The organism is Gammaproteobacteria bacterium (genome assembly GCA_029862005.1).
Classification (GTDB): domain Bacteria; phylum Pseudomonadota; class Gammaproteobacteria.
In genome coordinates this window covers 1-14581 of sequence record JAOTYD010000011.1, presented here as the reverse complement: position 1 = coordinate 14581, position 14581 = coordinate 1, and the positions used below count along the sequence as shown (strand labels likewise).

Annotated in this window: 12 protein-coding genes; 6 read left to right on the top strand and 6 right to left on the bottom strand. The window is 52.9% G+C overall.

Annotation, left to right across the window (positions count from 1 at the left end):
- Nucleotides 1–9: 9 nt before the first annotated feature.
- The gene (ppnN, locus tag OES20_09075; protein ID MDH3634844.1) at nt 10–1386 is read right to left on the bottom strand and encodes a nucleotide 5'-monophosphate nucleosidase PpnN; all 1377 of its coding nucleotides are present in this window, start codon (nt 1384–1386) and stop codon (nt 10–12) included.
- A 57-nt stretch (nt 1387–1443) separates the two neighbouring features.
- Between ppnN and OES20_09070 the strand changes: the two genes are divergently transcribed.
- The gene (locus tag OES20_09070) at nt 1444–2031 is read left to right on the top strand and encodes a hypothetical protein (protein ID MDH3634843.1); all 588 of its coding nucleotides are present in this window, start codon (nt 1444–1446) and stop codon (nt 2029–2031) included.
- A gap of 110 nt (nt 2032–2141) precedes the next feature.
- Here the strand turns inward: OES20_09070 and OES20_09065 are convergent, their stop codons facing one another.
- The gene (locus tag OES20_09065; GenBank protein MDH3634842.1) at nt 2142–3560 is read right to left on the bottom strand and encodes a PhoH family protein; all 1419 of its coding nucleotides are present in this window, start codon (nt 3558–3560) and stop codon (nt 2142–2144) included.
- Nucleotides 3561–3820: 260 nt separating this feature from the next.
- Here OES20_09065 and OES20_09060 point away from each other — a divergent pair, with 260 nt between their 5' ends.
- From OES20_09060 to nudC, 3 genes are all read left to right on the top strand, one after another.
- Nucleotides 3821–5017 carry a CoA transferase gene (locus OES20_09060; GenBank protein MDH3634841.1) on the top strand — a complete coding sequence of 399 codons (1197 nt, stop codon included), beginning with the start codon at nt 3821–3823 and terminating at the stop codon, nt 5015–5017.
- A gap of 59 nt (nt 5018–5076) precedes the next feature.
- The gene (locus OES20_09055) at nt 5077–5532 is read left to right on the top strand and encodes a tetratricopeptide repeat protein (protein ID MDH3634840.1); all 456 of its coding nucleotides are present in this window, start codon (nt 5077–5079) and stop codon (nt 5530–5532) included.
- A gap of 155 nt (nt 5533–5687) precedes the next feature.
- Nucleotides 5688–6641: an NAD(+) diphosphatase gene (nudC, locus tag OES20_09050; protein MDH3634839.1), complete on the top strand. Its 954-nt coding sequence runs from the start codon at nt 5688–5690 to the stop codon at nt 6639–6641.
- 8 nt (nt 6642–6649) lie between these two features.
- Here nudC and OES20_09045 read toward each other — a convergent pair whose 3' ends face one another.
- The 3 genes from OES20_09045 to OES20_09035 form a co-directional block, all read right to left on the bottom strand.
- Nucleotides 6650–9721 (bottom strand): efflux RND transporter permease subunit, encoded by a 3072-nt coding sequence (locus tag OES20_09045; protein ID MDH3634838.1) that lies wholly within the window; start codon nt 9719–9721, stop codon nt 6650–6652.
- Nucleotides 9722–9728: 7 nt separating this feature from the next.
- A complete protein-coding gene (locus tag OES20_09040) occupies nt 9729–10877 on the bottom strand; it encodes an efflux RND transporter periplasmic adaptor subunit (protein ID MDH3634837.1) in 1149 nt (382 codons plus the stop codon).
- Nucleotides 10878–10996: 119 nt separating this feature from the next.
- Nucleotides 10997–11638, bottom strand: coding sequence for a class I SAM-dependent methyltransferase (locus OES20_09035; protein ID MDH3634836.1), 642 nt, complete (start codon nt 11636–11638; stop codon nt 10997–10999).
- A 175-nt stretch (nt 11639–11813) separates the two neighbouring features.
- On the opposite strand from OES20_09035, the gene OES20_09030 reads away from it, so the two are divergent.
- Both OES20_09030 and OES20_09025 read left to right on the top strand, forming a co-directional pair.
- Nucleotides 11814–13073 carry an aconitase X catalytic domain-containing protein gene (locus OES20_09030; protein ID MDH3634835.1) on the top strand — a complete coding sequence of 420 codons (1260 nt, stop codon included), beginning with the start codon at nt 11814–11816 and terminating at the stop codon, nt 13071–13073.
- Nucleotides 13070–13498 carry a DUF126 domain-containing protein gene (locus OES20_09025; GenBank protein MDH3634834.1) on the top strand — a complete coding sequence of 143 codons (429 nt, stop codon included), beginning with the start codon at nt 13070–13072 and terminating at the stop codon, nt 13496–13498. Before OES20_09030 ends, OES20_09025 begins: the two co-directional genes overlap by 4 nt.
- Here the strand turns inward: OES20_09025 and OES20_09020 are convergent.
- Nucleotides 13484–14581 (bottom strand): aromatic ring-hydroxylating dioxygenase subunit alpha (locus OES20_09020; GenBank protein ID MDH3634833.1); only part of this gene is annotated, 1098 nt, incomplete at its 5' end. The genes OES20_09025 and OES20_09020 overlap by 15 nt on opposite strands.

Below are 14581 nucleotides of genomic sequence, written 5' to 3'. Positions count from 1 at the left end.
CCGGAATTGTTACTGCTTATTCAGGTAATAACAAGGGGTATAGGTTTTACCGGGAACCTTCATTCGCTGCTGGGCCACGAACGAATGCAGTAAAGCATCCAGTGACTGCATTATTTGTTTTTCGCCCCTGATTACAAAGGGACCATTCTTTTCGATACGCTGGATCCCGTCCGCCTTTACATTGCCTGATACGATCGCCGAGAACACTCGCCGCAGATCGGCCGCGAGCAAGTGCAGGTCCTGTTCACGTCCGAGGTTGAGCGCGGCCACGTTTTCGTGACTTGGATGAAACGGTTTCTGAAACTGGTGATCGATATTCAAAAGCCAGTTGAAATAGTAGGCGTCCGAATGTTCGCGCCGGAAGTTGCGCACCGATTCGAGTCCGGCTGTCATTTCTCGCGCAACCTTGGTGGCATCATCGATGATGATGGTGTAGTGTTCCTGCGCTTCCCGTCCCAACGCGAGCTTGATAAATTCATCGATTTGCTTGAAATAATCGCTCGCGCTCTCCGGACCAGTCAGTATCAGCGGGAACGGGATATGGCGATTTTCCGGATTGAGGAGAATCCCGAGGATGAAGAGAATTTCCTCGGCCGTGCCGACACCCCCGGGAAATATGATAATTCCATGGCCGGCTCGCACGAATCCTTCGAGACGCTTTTCGATATCCGGTAGAATGACGAGTTCATTGACGATCGGATTAGGAGATTCGGCGGCAATGATACCGGGTTCTGTAAGTCCGACATGACGTCCCCGGCGGATTCGCTGTTTGTTGTGACCGATCGCCGCACCTTTCATCGGCGCTTTCATGGCGCCGGGGCCACAGCCGGTACAAATATTGAGGCCGCGCAAACCAAGCTGGTAACCCACATCCTTGCAATAGTCATACTCGACACGACCAATCGAATGTCCACCCCAGCAGACCACCAGGTTCGGCTCGATTTCCCGGACGAGTACGCGGGCATTGCGCAGGATATGAAACACCACGTTAGTGATGCCTTCACTGGTGTCCATATCGAAAATCTGGTTTGACTCGATCTTGTTTTTTACATACGAGACGTCCCTCAGTACCGAAAACAATTGCTCCTGGATTCCCCTGATGACTTTTCCGTCGACGAAGGCACTCTCGGGTGCATTTTCGATCTCGAGCTTGACGCCGCGCGCCTGCTGAACCACGCGAATTTGAAAATCCTGGTAACGTTCGAGCACCTCGCGCGCGTCGTCAGTGGTGCTGTCCACGTTCAGCACGGCCAGTGAGCAGCGCCTGAAAGTCTCGTAGAGGCCATCCTCCTTGCTGCCCTCCTTAAGCTGGCTGACCTCCAGCTGAGACAGGATGTCCATGTTTCCGCGAGGGGTAAGGCGTGTGATTTCCGTGTTCTTTGTCATTGTTCCGAGTGATAAAATTTGGTCTATAGTATAGTGCAGTAGAGAAGGAATCATGACATGAGTGATCAATTATTCGAAGTCGCTTTTTCCGGCCAGATCAGTGACGGTGCAAATCTGGAAGAAGTTAAAGCCAGGGTCGGAAAAATGTTCAATGCCGACGATGCCAAGCTGGCACAACTGTTTTCCGGCAAGCGTATTGTCATCAAGAAAAATATCGATCAGGCAACCGCTGCGAAATATAAAGCAGCACTTAACCGTGCCGGAGCCGAGTGTGAAATCAGTTCGTCCGGTGGTGGAGCGCCAGCCCAGCAGCCGGCAGCTGCAGCGCCACCAACGCCGGTTGCCGAACCTGCGGCCAGTGCAGCGGCACCCCCCGCGGTTGAATTCGAAAGCAGCTACGACGGCGACGCCGCACCACCCCCGCAAACCGACCCACTTGGTATCACCGGAGATCAAATCGAGGATCTCGTGGTTACGATTGCACCGGTTGGTAGCGAGTTAAAGGATGATTACCAGGAACCGGAAGAACCCGACATTGATATCACCGGCTTTGATATTGCACCGGTTGGCAGTGACCTCAGTGAGGGCAAGAAGGAGCCTGAGCCACCACCACCTGACACCACTGGGATCACCTTGGCCGACTAGGCCGTCATCCTGGCAGTATCCCCTTCAGGAAGCAGTCTCGACGATTATCCGTGGTCCCTTTGCCGGTTGGGCGTTTTTGGTATTAATGCTTGTCTGGACTTCAACCGCGCCTAGAGCATATCGGAGGCGTAGTCGGCGAGGCGGGAGCGCTCGACATTCATTAACGTGATATGTCCGCTGTGCTCCCAATGTTTGAAGCGATCGACGACATAAGTCATACCCGAAGTGGTTTCGGTCAGGTAAGGGGTATCGATCTGCTTGAGATTACCGAGGCATACGATCTTGGTGCCGGATCCGCTGCGTGTGATCAGGGTTTTCATTTGCTTGGAGGTCAGGTTTTGCGCCTCGTCAATTATAATGAACTTGTTTTGAAAAGTGCGTCCGCGCATGAAGTTAAGCGAGCGAATCTTGATGCGGTTGCGCAGTAAATCGTTAGTTGCGGCCTGCTCCCAGGAATCCTTTTGATCGCTGCCGGTAAGCACTTCCATGTTATCCATCAGTGCCCCCATCCATGGTGTCATTTTCTCTTCTTCTGTGCCCGGAAGGAACCCGATGTCTTCACCGATCGGGATCGTAACGCGGGTCATGATGATTTCCTTGTATATCCCCTGGTCCAGTGTCTGGGTCAGGCCCGCCGCTAACGCCAACAGCGTTTTACCGGTCCCGGCGCTGCCCGACAGGGTAACAATGTCGATCTCGGGATCCATTAACAAGTTCAGTGCAAAATTTTGCTCCCGACTGCGCGCGTTAATGCCCCAGACCGAATGTCGCTGGCCATAGTAATTCTGACAAACTTCGATCAGGCACCCGGCGTCCTTTTTTTTGCGCACGATAGCTTCAAATTCGTCATCGATGAAGATGAATTGATTTGGATACCATTCCTCTCCATTCAGGCTCTGAACCTCGTAATAGGCCTTGCCTTCTTCCTGCCAGCTTTCGATCTGTTTGCCGTGGGCGTCCCAGAAGTCGTTGCGGAGTTGACAGGAGCCACTGAACAGCAGGTCCAGGTCATCGACGACGCGATCATTGGCGTAATCCTCGGCTGTGATTCCCAGTATGGTTGCCTTGATGCGCAGGTTGATGTCCTTGGAAACCAGGACGATTTCGTGATCCTCGACATCTCGCTGGAGCGCGATAATCGTGTTCAGAATCGTATTATCATTTTTGTTGCCCGGTAGTGACTCTGGTAGATTGGAACCATGCGCCTGGGTTTGAAAAAACAGGCGTCCGCTACATTTAAAGGGTTCTTCTGCAGGATTGAACTGACTAAGCTGCAGACCCTGTTCAATGATGACTTCTTTTTGTGCGGTCAGTAATTCATCGATAAAGCGGTTGGTTTGACGCACGTTACGGGCGACCTCCGATACCCCGAGCTTGGCGTTATCCAGTTCTTCGAGCACGGTCATCGGCAGGTATACATGGTGTTCCTGAAACTTGAAGAGGGCCGAAGGATCGTGCATCAAAACGTTGGTATCGAGCACAAATATTTTTGTATCGGGGCCGGAATCGGCAAGTACTACGGGTGACATAAAGCAAACTCTGTGGTGACGATTAATGGTAATTCAATCGAATTCAACATGCACCTGATTTGTGTTAATAAGTCGAAAAACATCAAGCCCGTGTCGCTGATCAGATGCCTCGATGGCGGTTCTCCCAATATTGGGTGGGGCGCACTGCTGGATAACCGGTTCCGATTCCGCATAATCAGGTCATAAGCCTGGTTTCGGCTGGTCACGCTTACTATTCCTGCGTAACATTTACCTGGTGAATTTATAGGCAGGAGTACTTTATGAAGCCATCGGGACCGCTCGCGGGGTATCGTGTGATTGAACTGGGACAGCTGTTGGCCGGGCCGTTTGCCGGTTGTATGCTCGGTTATTTTGGCGCCGAGGTTATCAAGATTGAACCGCCGGAAGGCGGCGACCCGATTCGACGCTGGCGTGAAATGCGTGGAGATACTTCGTTGTGGTGGCGGTCGCTGGCGCGTAACAAGAAATCCGTGACGATAGACCTGAAGACCGAGCGCGGGATTGAACTGGTGCGCCAACTGATCGAAAAAGCCGATGTCGTGATCGAGAATTTCAGACCTGGCGTAGTCGAGAAATGGGGTCTTGGACCGGCGGATTTCAAGGCAACCAATCCGGGACTGGTGTACGCCCGTATATCCGGTTATGGACAGGACGGACCCTACGCGAGTAAACCCGGATTCGCCTCGGTATGCGAAGGAATGAGTGGTTTTCGTTATGTCAACGGTCACCCGGGAGAGGCACCCGTGCGGCCTAATCTCAGTATTGGCGATACCATTTCCGGCATTCATGCTGCACTCGGCATCACCATGGCGCTGCTGGAAAAACAGAACAGTGGCGCCGGGCAAGTCGTTGACGTGGCACTGGTTGAATCGATGTTCAACCTGATGGAAGCGGTGGTTCCAGAATATGATGGCAATGGCGTGATTCGCGAACCCTCGGGTAGTACCGTGACCGGCATCGTGCCGACCAATACCTATCGCTGTCGCGATGGCAGGTATATCGTTATCGGTGGAAACGGTGATTCGATATTCCAGCGATTAATGGTCGCGGCCGGTCACCCCGGGATGGCCGATGATCCGCGCCTGGCGACGAACCCGGGACGGGTGAAACATGAAGCCGAGATAGATGGGGTATTATCAGAATGGTGTGCCACCAACAACGCGAGCGATTTGCTTGAGAAACTTGACCAGGCCAGGGTGCCGGCCGGTCCGATATACAACGTCGAGGACATGCTCAACGATCCTCATTTCAACGCGCGTGGCTTGTTCGAAACCGTTGAGATAGACGGACAGGCATTGAAAATTCCGGCGCTGGTACCCAAGCTTTCGCGTACGCCTGGCGCTACGCGTTGGCCGGGTGGCGCGCTGGGTCAGGATAATCGCGAGGTTCTCGAAGACCTGTTGGGCTTGAACGAGCAGCAGCTAGAAGTGCTCAGGTCTGCTGGTGTGATTGCGTAGTGGGTAAAACAGAAAACTTTGAGCCGATAAACAGGTACCAATGATCGAGGAGAAAAACAATGCCAAGATTTAGACTTTGCGTAATAGGGTTACTACTGACTGGATTTGGATTAACCGCAGTTCAAGCTGATGGCGGCGACGACAGTGGTAGCTCCACGTTGGCACCCATTAAGAAACTGATTAAAGCCGAGGAATACCAGCAGGCGATTTCCGAGCTGGATAAGGCCTTGGTTGATACGCCGGATAGTGCCGATTTATTAAACCTGCTGGCCTATAGCAATCGTAAACTGGGTAATTTTGATACCGCATTAGACTACTATCTTAAGGCGCTGAAAATCGAGCCCGACCATCGTGGCGCCAATGAATACCTGGGTGAACTTTATCTGCAGCTCGGGCAACCCGAAAAAGCCGAGGAACGGCTTGCCGTGCTGGATAAGGAATGCTTTTTTGGTTGCGATGAATATGACGAGCTGAAAGAGGCCATCGAGGAATACCGGAAAAAGAATTCTCCCTGAGCAGCTACAACAATTTCCCCATTAGATTTGCCTTGAATTCGGAATCCTGTGTTGGTTGATATCTCCGGTTAAACAGTCGTACTTTGGGCAGTCGACAAGTTTCCAGGCCTGATTTCCGCCACGAGTTGACAGCTATTTCATGCTAAGCTATTGATGTGATTTATTACCGCGAATTAAACCTGGATCGGGCCAGCGAATCACGCAAAAATCGAGCATGGATCGAACAACAATGGACACGACAACAGTGTCGCGTATTCATCTTAAGGCACGATAAAAGCTTGATGTGCTGGCGTGACCGAAACCTGGAAACGCCGCAAGTCATCGATCTCCCGAAAGCCGAAATCGAAAACCTGGCGGAAGAATCCGGGCAGCGGGTGTTCCTGGGAATCGATCGTCACGGCCCATTATTCGCGCTCGATGTCTCCAGTCACGATGATAATGTACTTGCCGAATTTATTGGCGATAACGAGTTTGTCGATTTGCGGGATGTTGGCTGGCTACTGGAATCCCAGCAGGCCGCGCAGCTCGCCTACGCCCGTGGGTTACTTTTCTGGAACCGGAATCACCGTTACTGCGGAATTTGCGGTAGCCCGACACAAAGCGAAAATGGTGGCCACATGCGCCGCTGCACCAGTAGCAGTTGCGGGCGTATGCATTTTCCGCGCACCGATCCAGCAGTGATCATGCTGGTTGAAGATCGCTCGGATCCGCACCAACCACGTTGCCTGTTAGCCCGCAACTCGCGCTTTCCGAATCGTATGATGTCGACCCTGGCCGGTTTTGTCGATCCCCTCGAAAGCCTGGAAGAGACAGTAGCGCGTGAAGTTTACGAAGAGTGCGGTATCAAGGTTGGCAAAATAGAGTACCAGGCTTCGCAGCCCTGGCCCTTTCCGTCGTCAATCATGCTGGGCTTCAGAGCCGAGGCTCTGACCCGGGATATCGCGGTAGACGGTGTTGAAATCGAAGAAGCCTATTGGTTCGACGCCCAACAATTAAAGAAATTCGGAGAGTGGGGTGACGGTTGCGATTATTTCTGTCTACCGCGGCGAGATTCGATCGCGCGTTACCTGGTGAATACCTGGATGCACGAAGTGCTCAGGCTGACTTAAACAACCCGCTAAACTAATTGAGATGCCAATATTTCCCGATCTTCATCTGCAACCTTCGGACGGTGATCGGCGGCAAAGAAAGTGTAAATCACCGGCAATACAAACAGCGTGAACAGGGTGCCGATGGCGAACCCGGATACGATGGTGATGCCAATAGATTGTCGGCTGGCGGCGCCTGCACCGCTCGCAACCACCAGCGGCATGATGCCGATAATGGTCGAAAAAGACGTCATCAGGATCGGTCGTAGTCGAATCGAGGCGGCCTTGATCACAGCTTCGGTTGGTGACAGGTTATCGTTTTTCTGTATTGCATTGGCAAATTCGACAATCAGTATGCCATGTTTGCTGACCAGCCCGATCAATGTAATCAATCCCACCTGGCTGTAAATATTCATCGATACCTGCCACAGGAACATCGGTATTATGGCCCCGAACATCGCCAGGGGTACCGTTGTGAGAATGATTAACGGGTCACGCAGGCTCTCATATTGCGCTGCCAGCACCAGGAACACGACAATAATCGCGAAGCCGAATGTCAGTGCCAGTACCGAACCTTCCTGCACCAGTTGGCGTGACTGTCCCTGGTAGTCGAAGCTGTAACCGGCTGGCGCAACTTCTTCGGTGATGTCACGCAGTACTTGCAGCGCCTCGCCAAGTGGTACGCCGGGTACCGCATCGATCTTGGCGGCGTTTTGTTGCTGGAACTGCACCAGTTCGCGAGGTACCGAGGTATAATCGATATCGACCAGCGTCGACAGGTTTATTTGCTCGCCCTGATCAGAGTAAACGTAATACTGGCCGACGATCTCGGCATTTTGTCGCTCCACGCTACGCGCCTGCGGGATAATTTTGTAACTGCGTCCGGCCAGGTTGAAACGACTGACATAGCCTTCAGCCAGGATTACCCCGAGTGTCTGCCCGATTTCGCGCATTGAAATGCCCATCGAGTCGGCACGCTCTCGATCAATCGTGACCCGTATCTCCGGTTTACTGAAATTAAAGTCGCTCTTGATAAAGAAAAATTTGCCACTCTCGCGGGCCCTGTCAAGCACCTGTTGCACGACCCCGTATAGCTGGTCATAACCCTGCTGGGTCTTCAAAATGAATTCGACCGGGGTGTTGCCACTGGCACCCGGAAGCGACGGGGGATTAAATGCGAAACTTTGCAATCCGGGCTGTTGATCGAGCTTCAGCTGGATTTGCGGAATCATTTCGATCGAGGTCAGGCTGCGCTCTTCCCAGGGCTTGAGCAGCATGCCCGCGAAAGACACGGTCGGCCCGGCAAAACCGTTTGCCATGAAAGAAGACTGATATTCGTTTTCGTATTCGCGGAATATATCGATGTAGGGTGCGGTGTACTTGTTCAGGTAGTCGAGGCTGCTGTGGTCGGGTGCCTGCGAGAAGGTAAATATGACACCCTGGTCTTCTTCCGGCGCGAGTTCTTTCTGAATAAACTGGAACATGGCCACCAGCATGGCGACCACACAAACTACGAAGAAGACCGTGACCGAACGCGTTTTCAGGGAACTGGCTAGGGTATTTTCATAGCCTCGATGGATCTTTTCAAACAGGTCGTTTACCAAGCGGGCATAAGCGTTGTTGGAAATGGTGGGTTTGAGCAGGCGCGAACACATCATGGGTGACAGTGTTAGTGCGATGATAGTCGAAATGATAATCGTACCTACCAGCGTGAATGCAAACTCCTTGAACAGTACCCCGGTGAGCCCGCCGAGAAGACCAATCGGAGCGTAAACGACACAGAGTACGATCGTGGTCGCAATCACTGGTTTCGCTATTTCGCGGGCACCCAGTAGTGCCGCTTGCATCGGTCGCAGACCCTCACCGATATGTCGGTAAATGTTTTCCACGACCAGGATTGCATCATCGACGAGCAGACCGATCGCCATCACCATGGCCAGCAGGGTTAACAGGTTGATCGAGTATCCCATCACCTGCATGTAAAACAGCACACCGATGATGGATAGCGGTATGGTGACCAGCGGAATCATTGTGGAGCGGAAGGATCCGAGGAACAGGAAAATGACAATGATGACGATTACCGAAGCCTGGGCCAGGGTAAAGATGACCTCGTTGATTGAGGCCTGGATGAACTCGGTAGAATCGTAGGCAATGGCGACATTGAGACCGGGTGGAAATGCACTCTTCATCTTTTCCAGTTTGGCCGTAACCAGCTTGATCGTGGTCAACGGGTTACCGTCGGTGGTACCGTTAATGCCAATGTATATCGAAGGCACATTGTCAAACATAACCAGCGAATCATAGTTTTCGGCACCAAGCTCGATATCGGCAACGTCGCCAAGGCGCACCTTGTTGTCGCCTTCCTCGCGGATAATAAAGCGTTCAAAAACATCTGGATCACTGGTATCGGTAACCGCATTAACATCGGTTTGCACCAGCTGGCCCCGGGTCTGGCCTGCAGCAGACTGGTAATTCTCGGCACCAATGGCGTTAACGATATCTGCAGCCGATACTCTCTGTGCAGCCATGCGCACCGGATCCATCCAGACGCGCATCGAGTAGGTCTTGCCGCCTAAAATTTCGGCCTGCGCGACCCCCTTGACGGTCGCAAGTGCGGGTTGAATGGTGCGCAGCAGGTAATCGGTGACTTCAACATCGGACAGAGTCTCGCTGTAGAAGCCGTAATAGGCGAGTGCGAATCCTTCGGCCGATTGCTTGGCGATGACCGGGTCTTCGGACTCGATCGGTAGCTCTCCCCGAATCGACGAGACCTTGGTGCTGACTTCGGTCAACGCAACATCGGCGTCAACTCCGAGTTTCATATGTACTTCGACGACCGATACGCTGTTGCTGCTGCTGGAGCGTACAAAATCGATGCCGACGGTGCTCGATACCGCCTGCTGAACCGGGGTGGTGATGAAACCCTGTATCAATTCGGCGTTGGCACCGGGGTAGGCGGTGGTAATAGTAATGACAGAGGTTTCGAGCTCGGGATACTGCCGTACCTGAGTGTTGAAAAAGGCCTGTACACCGAGCAATACGATCAGCGTGCTGATTACCAGGGACAGCACCGGGCGCTTGATAAAATAGTCGGTTAACATCTAAGGATTATTGATTACTTGCCTTGTATTCAGGGACGTCATCGACGATCGTAACCCGCAGGCTTGGATAGAGTTTGAGCTGACCCGACGTCACTACGATATCACCCGCTTTAAGTCCGCTTTTCACCCCGGCCAGTCCATTGTTGCGATAGGCGACATCAATCTGTCGCGCCGCCAGCCGGTAATCAGGAATCGGATCATTGCCACTGTCCGGCTGTTTTTCGAGGGCATACACGGCTTCGCCGTAGATGTTATAAAAGATCGCGGTTTCGGGAACGGTCAACACCGGCATCGGGCGATTTGAACGAACCGCCGTGTCGGCGAACATGCCGGGTGCCAGCAGTCGTTCTCGATTGTCTACCACCGCACGAATCGTAATATTGCGCGTGCTGGCATCGAGTTGTGGATTCCAAGTCTCGACCCTGGCGCTAAAAGTTTGCTCGGGATACGAACGCACTTGAAACTCGATTGCCTGTTCGGGAACCAGATCCTTAAAATTGCTTTCGGGCAGGGTAAAGTCAATGTACAGCTGGTCCAGTGATAACAAGGTGACAATGGTATCTCCCGGAGCGACATACTCGCCCAGATCAACCTGGCGGATACCCAGCTTACCCGAGAACGGGGCATAAATTTGTTTCTTCGCGAGCGCTACCCTGGCGACACTGATCTGCGCTTTTGCGATGTTGACCAGTGACGCCTGCGTGTCGATATCATTACTGGTGACAAACGATTGATCCTTAAGTTTGAGTAAACGCTGGTACTGGCTGTTATCCGAGTTAAACTGGGCCTGGGCCGATTCGAGATTCGCCTTTTCGGTGCGATTATCCAGTTCGACCAGCAGCGAGCCTTTCTCGACATCATCGCCCGATTCGAAGTTTATCGACGTTATCACGCCGGAAACCTCGGTCGTTACATCGACCCCCTGAAATGCCACCAGGTTGCCGATTGCCTTGATCCGGCGATTCCATTGTGCGGCCTTAACCTCGGCTACGGTTACGCTTATCGGTGGGGGTAACTGGCTGCCCTGGGCAATCTGGTCCTGGATCTGTAAAAACTTCTTATAACCCAGCGCGCCACTCATCGCGATGATGAGCAGTAACACCAGTAGCAGCCTCAGCCAGAGTCTTGGTCGTCGAGTCGAAGCTTGTTCAGACACTTAGGTTTACACCTTAATCATTGTTGATCCATTAACTGGATACGCAATAAACAATTGCAAGGGTCAATTTTACCCATTTGACATCTAATTTGCTCCACCTGTTTCCTGATATCTGCAAATCAACCGGATTTGCGATATGCGAGTACCCAGTGACGCAAGTGCGCTTCCTTCTCGGAAAACGGATAGGTTCGAAAGAGCAGTGATTGATCGAGTTTTTCCCACTGACCTGATTCCTCCAGCACGGCAATTTTCTGTTTAAAGCCGAGCTCTTCGTAGGCAATCGCGGAAAGTGAAAAAATGATGACACCACCGGGCCGTGTCAGTTTCAGTATGCCGTCGAGCGATTCGGGAGGCGCATGGCCGTGGGTAAGTACCCCGGCTGCGACGACCGCATCGAAGCTGTCATCGGCCAGGTCAACCCGGGCGTCGAGATAAAGCTGGTGCAGCTGCTGATACACCTCTTTTCTTTGCGCCACGGCCAGCATACCGGCCGATGGATCGAGTCCCTCGATGTTTCGATACCCCAGCTGGTGCAGCACCTGGGCCATGTTGCCGGTGCCACAGCCGGCATCGAGAATTTTTGCGTCATAATCGTGCACGTGGCGGCCAACCAGCCCGGTGGCGATGGCGATATAGGGATTACCACTGGCCCAGAGCTGCTGGTCGTAGTCTTTTGACCATTCATCGTAGAGGGTATCGAGTGTCTTGCGTTCGCCATCCGCCTGGTAAACGCGTTCCAGCCAGGTTTCGAGGTCCTCCATAAAAACTCCTTGCAAGTCAGGATAATTATCAGCAGATTATGCCTTAAATAACCCCAACTCAAGCAATAGGGCGCGATATGAATACAGGCAAAATAGCCCTGGTAACTGCGGATGGCATGCAGCATAGCGGCTATTGTTTTCATAAAAGCCAGTCGATCGACTGCTAGCAGGGATTATGCGCTTAAACGAACTGGATCAGGCACGACTCGACGGCAAGCTCGGTAAGGCGATGCAGTTTGCGATGCAAACGATTGTTACCGCGGCGCATATCGACCAGGTGGACAGGTTGATCGATATCAGTTTCGCGCATATCGATGCCTGTTTTTATAACGGTCGCGCCCACCTCGATTTTATCAACTACATGCTCGAACATGGCGCCACGCTGGCGGTACCGTCCTGGACCAATAACGGCCTGGTGTCGCTCAACGACCTGTCGGTGCGTGACCCGCTTGCGAGCCGTGAAATGAACGAGGCCCGGCAATTGATGCAGGCCTATGTCAGGCTTGGCTGTAATCCCGTCTGGACCTGCGCGCCTTATCAGCTGCCGGGGAGGCCGGGGATCGGCGCGCATATTGTCGGATCCGAGTCGAACGCGGTCAGTTTTTACAACTCGGTGATCGGGGCGCGCACTAACATGTATGGCGATTACCTCGACGTCTGCGCGGCGATAACGGGGCGCGTGCCGTTTAGTAAGCTGCATCGAGACGAGGCCAGGGCCGCCCAGATCCTGTTCGATGTGAGTAACATTCCATCGCTGATTCGCGATAATGATTTGTTTTATCATCTGCTCGGCTACGTCATCGGGCGCAGCTGCGGTAACCAGGTCCCGGCAATCATCGGGTTGCCGTCGAGCTGCGATGAGGATGATTTAAAGGCGATTAGCGCCGCCGCTAGTTCGGCGGGTAGCGTGCCGCTGTTTCACGCAGTTGGAATAACGCCTGAAGCCGCAACTCTTGAGATTGCGTTTCAGGGTCGGCAACCGCGACAGATCATCGAGTTGAGCGTTGACGACCTGCAGCAGGCACGTAATGAGCTCGGCAAGAACTCCGACCAGGCGCTCGCCGGTATCGCCCTCGGTACCCCGCATTTTTCGTACACCGAATTTGAACGCCTGGTCAGGTTGCTCGATGGTCGCAGTATTCATCCCGGGCTGGTTTTTTATCTGACCACCAGTCGCCATGTGTTCGAGCAGGCGCAAGGCCACGGATGGATTGAGTCGCTGCAGCAGGCCGGGATTAAAATAATAACCGATACCTGTACCTACTTTTCACCGGTCGTCAACGGTTTACAGGGCAAGATCATGACCAACTCGGCAAAGTGGGCCTACTATGCACCCGGCATGCTGCCGGTTGACGTGTTGATCGGCAGCTTGCGTGAATGCGTCGAATCCGCAGTCAGCGGAGAAGTCACACTTGATCAATGGGTTGCTTCGTGAATCGGCAACCCGACAGTATTCAGGCCAGAGTATTAATTGCAGGTTGGGCCGAGGGCTCGGCATTGGTGCTCGACGATACCTTGAGCTTCTGGGGTGGATTCAATCCGTCCAACGGTGAAATTATTGATGTGCATCACCCACAGCACGGGCAGCGAGTAGGTGGGTGTATTTTATGTATTCCCCAGAGCAAGGGCTCGGCCGGAACCCCGGGGGGCATTGCCGAGACCTTGCGCAATGGCAGCGGACCGGCCGCGTTTGTGCTGGGCGAGCGCGACGTTAATATCGGCGTGGGTACGCTGGTCGCAAACCAGCTCTACCAGTTGAATGTTCCCGTGGTGGAGATATCGATCGAGCAAATAAGGCAGATAAAAACCGGCGAAGCCATGACAATTAACCGGGACGGAACAATATCAATCAATCGCTAAAGCTTGTTGCACCAGCCGATGGAAATGATGCAGTGCGTATTCGCTTTCGCCGGGATGGTTGGGATCGACCATGAAGGTACCCTGGTCATAGCTGTTTGAACCCAATCCGCGCTGCACCGATTCACACAGGTGAATATCTTCAGGCGCCAGGATGTCCGCGACGTAATCGGCGCGAGGTCGATAGATTTCTCCGTCAACCGCAAATGAATCCCCGCCAAAATTGCAGTTGGTCCTGTCTATCGGTTGTACCGTGAATACAGCAAATTCGTTTGAACCCGGCAGAACGTTAAAGGTCGTGTTTGGCCACAGGTACCAGAATACCGAGCATTGCATGCCGACGTCGGGATTTACCGTGTAGGCGGTGTTCTCGATACGGATATCGGGACCATACTGGCGTGACCAGTGGTCGTAAACGTCGACCTGGTATTTATCCATATCGATGATCGAGGCGAATGCTTTGTGTGCGGGACGACAGTGATAACATTCGACGTAGTTGTCGACGACAACTTTCCAATCGGCCTTGATACGGGTTTCGCCGAGCAGGTTGCTGCCACAGAGCTGGATCTCATCCAGATAGGGGATGTGTTCGCGAACATCGGACTCGAGGCCAGCAGCAATCGTATCCAGGCTCTCGCACTGGTCGTCCAGATTGACGAAAATACAGCCGCACAGGATTTCGAGCCTGATTTCCTTTAAACCATACTCCGCCTTGTCGAATCCGGGACGATGTTCGCCCATGCGTGCCACTTGGAGCTGCCCGGCATTGTCATAAGACCAGGCATGGTAGGGGCAGACAATCAGCTTGTGCACGTTACCGCAACCCTGCAGTAATTCGTGAGCCCGATGTCGACACACATTATAAAAAGCGCGCAGTTGATTATCAGCTGAGCGGATCACGAAAATATTCTCGTCGCAGATACTAAGCGTTATATAGTCTCCCGAATTCGGCAAGCTGCACTGGTGAGCAACATATTGCCAGGTTCGGTAGAATATCTTTTGTTTCTCGAGTTCGAAGATTTCTGCGGAAAGATAGTACTCGGAGGGTAGGGTAAATGATGTCTCGGCATCTTGCGTTAACGGTTT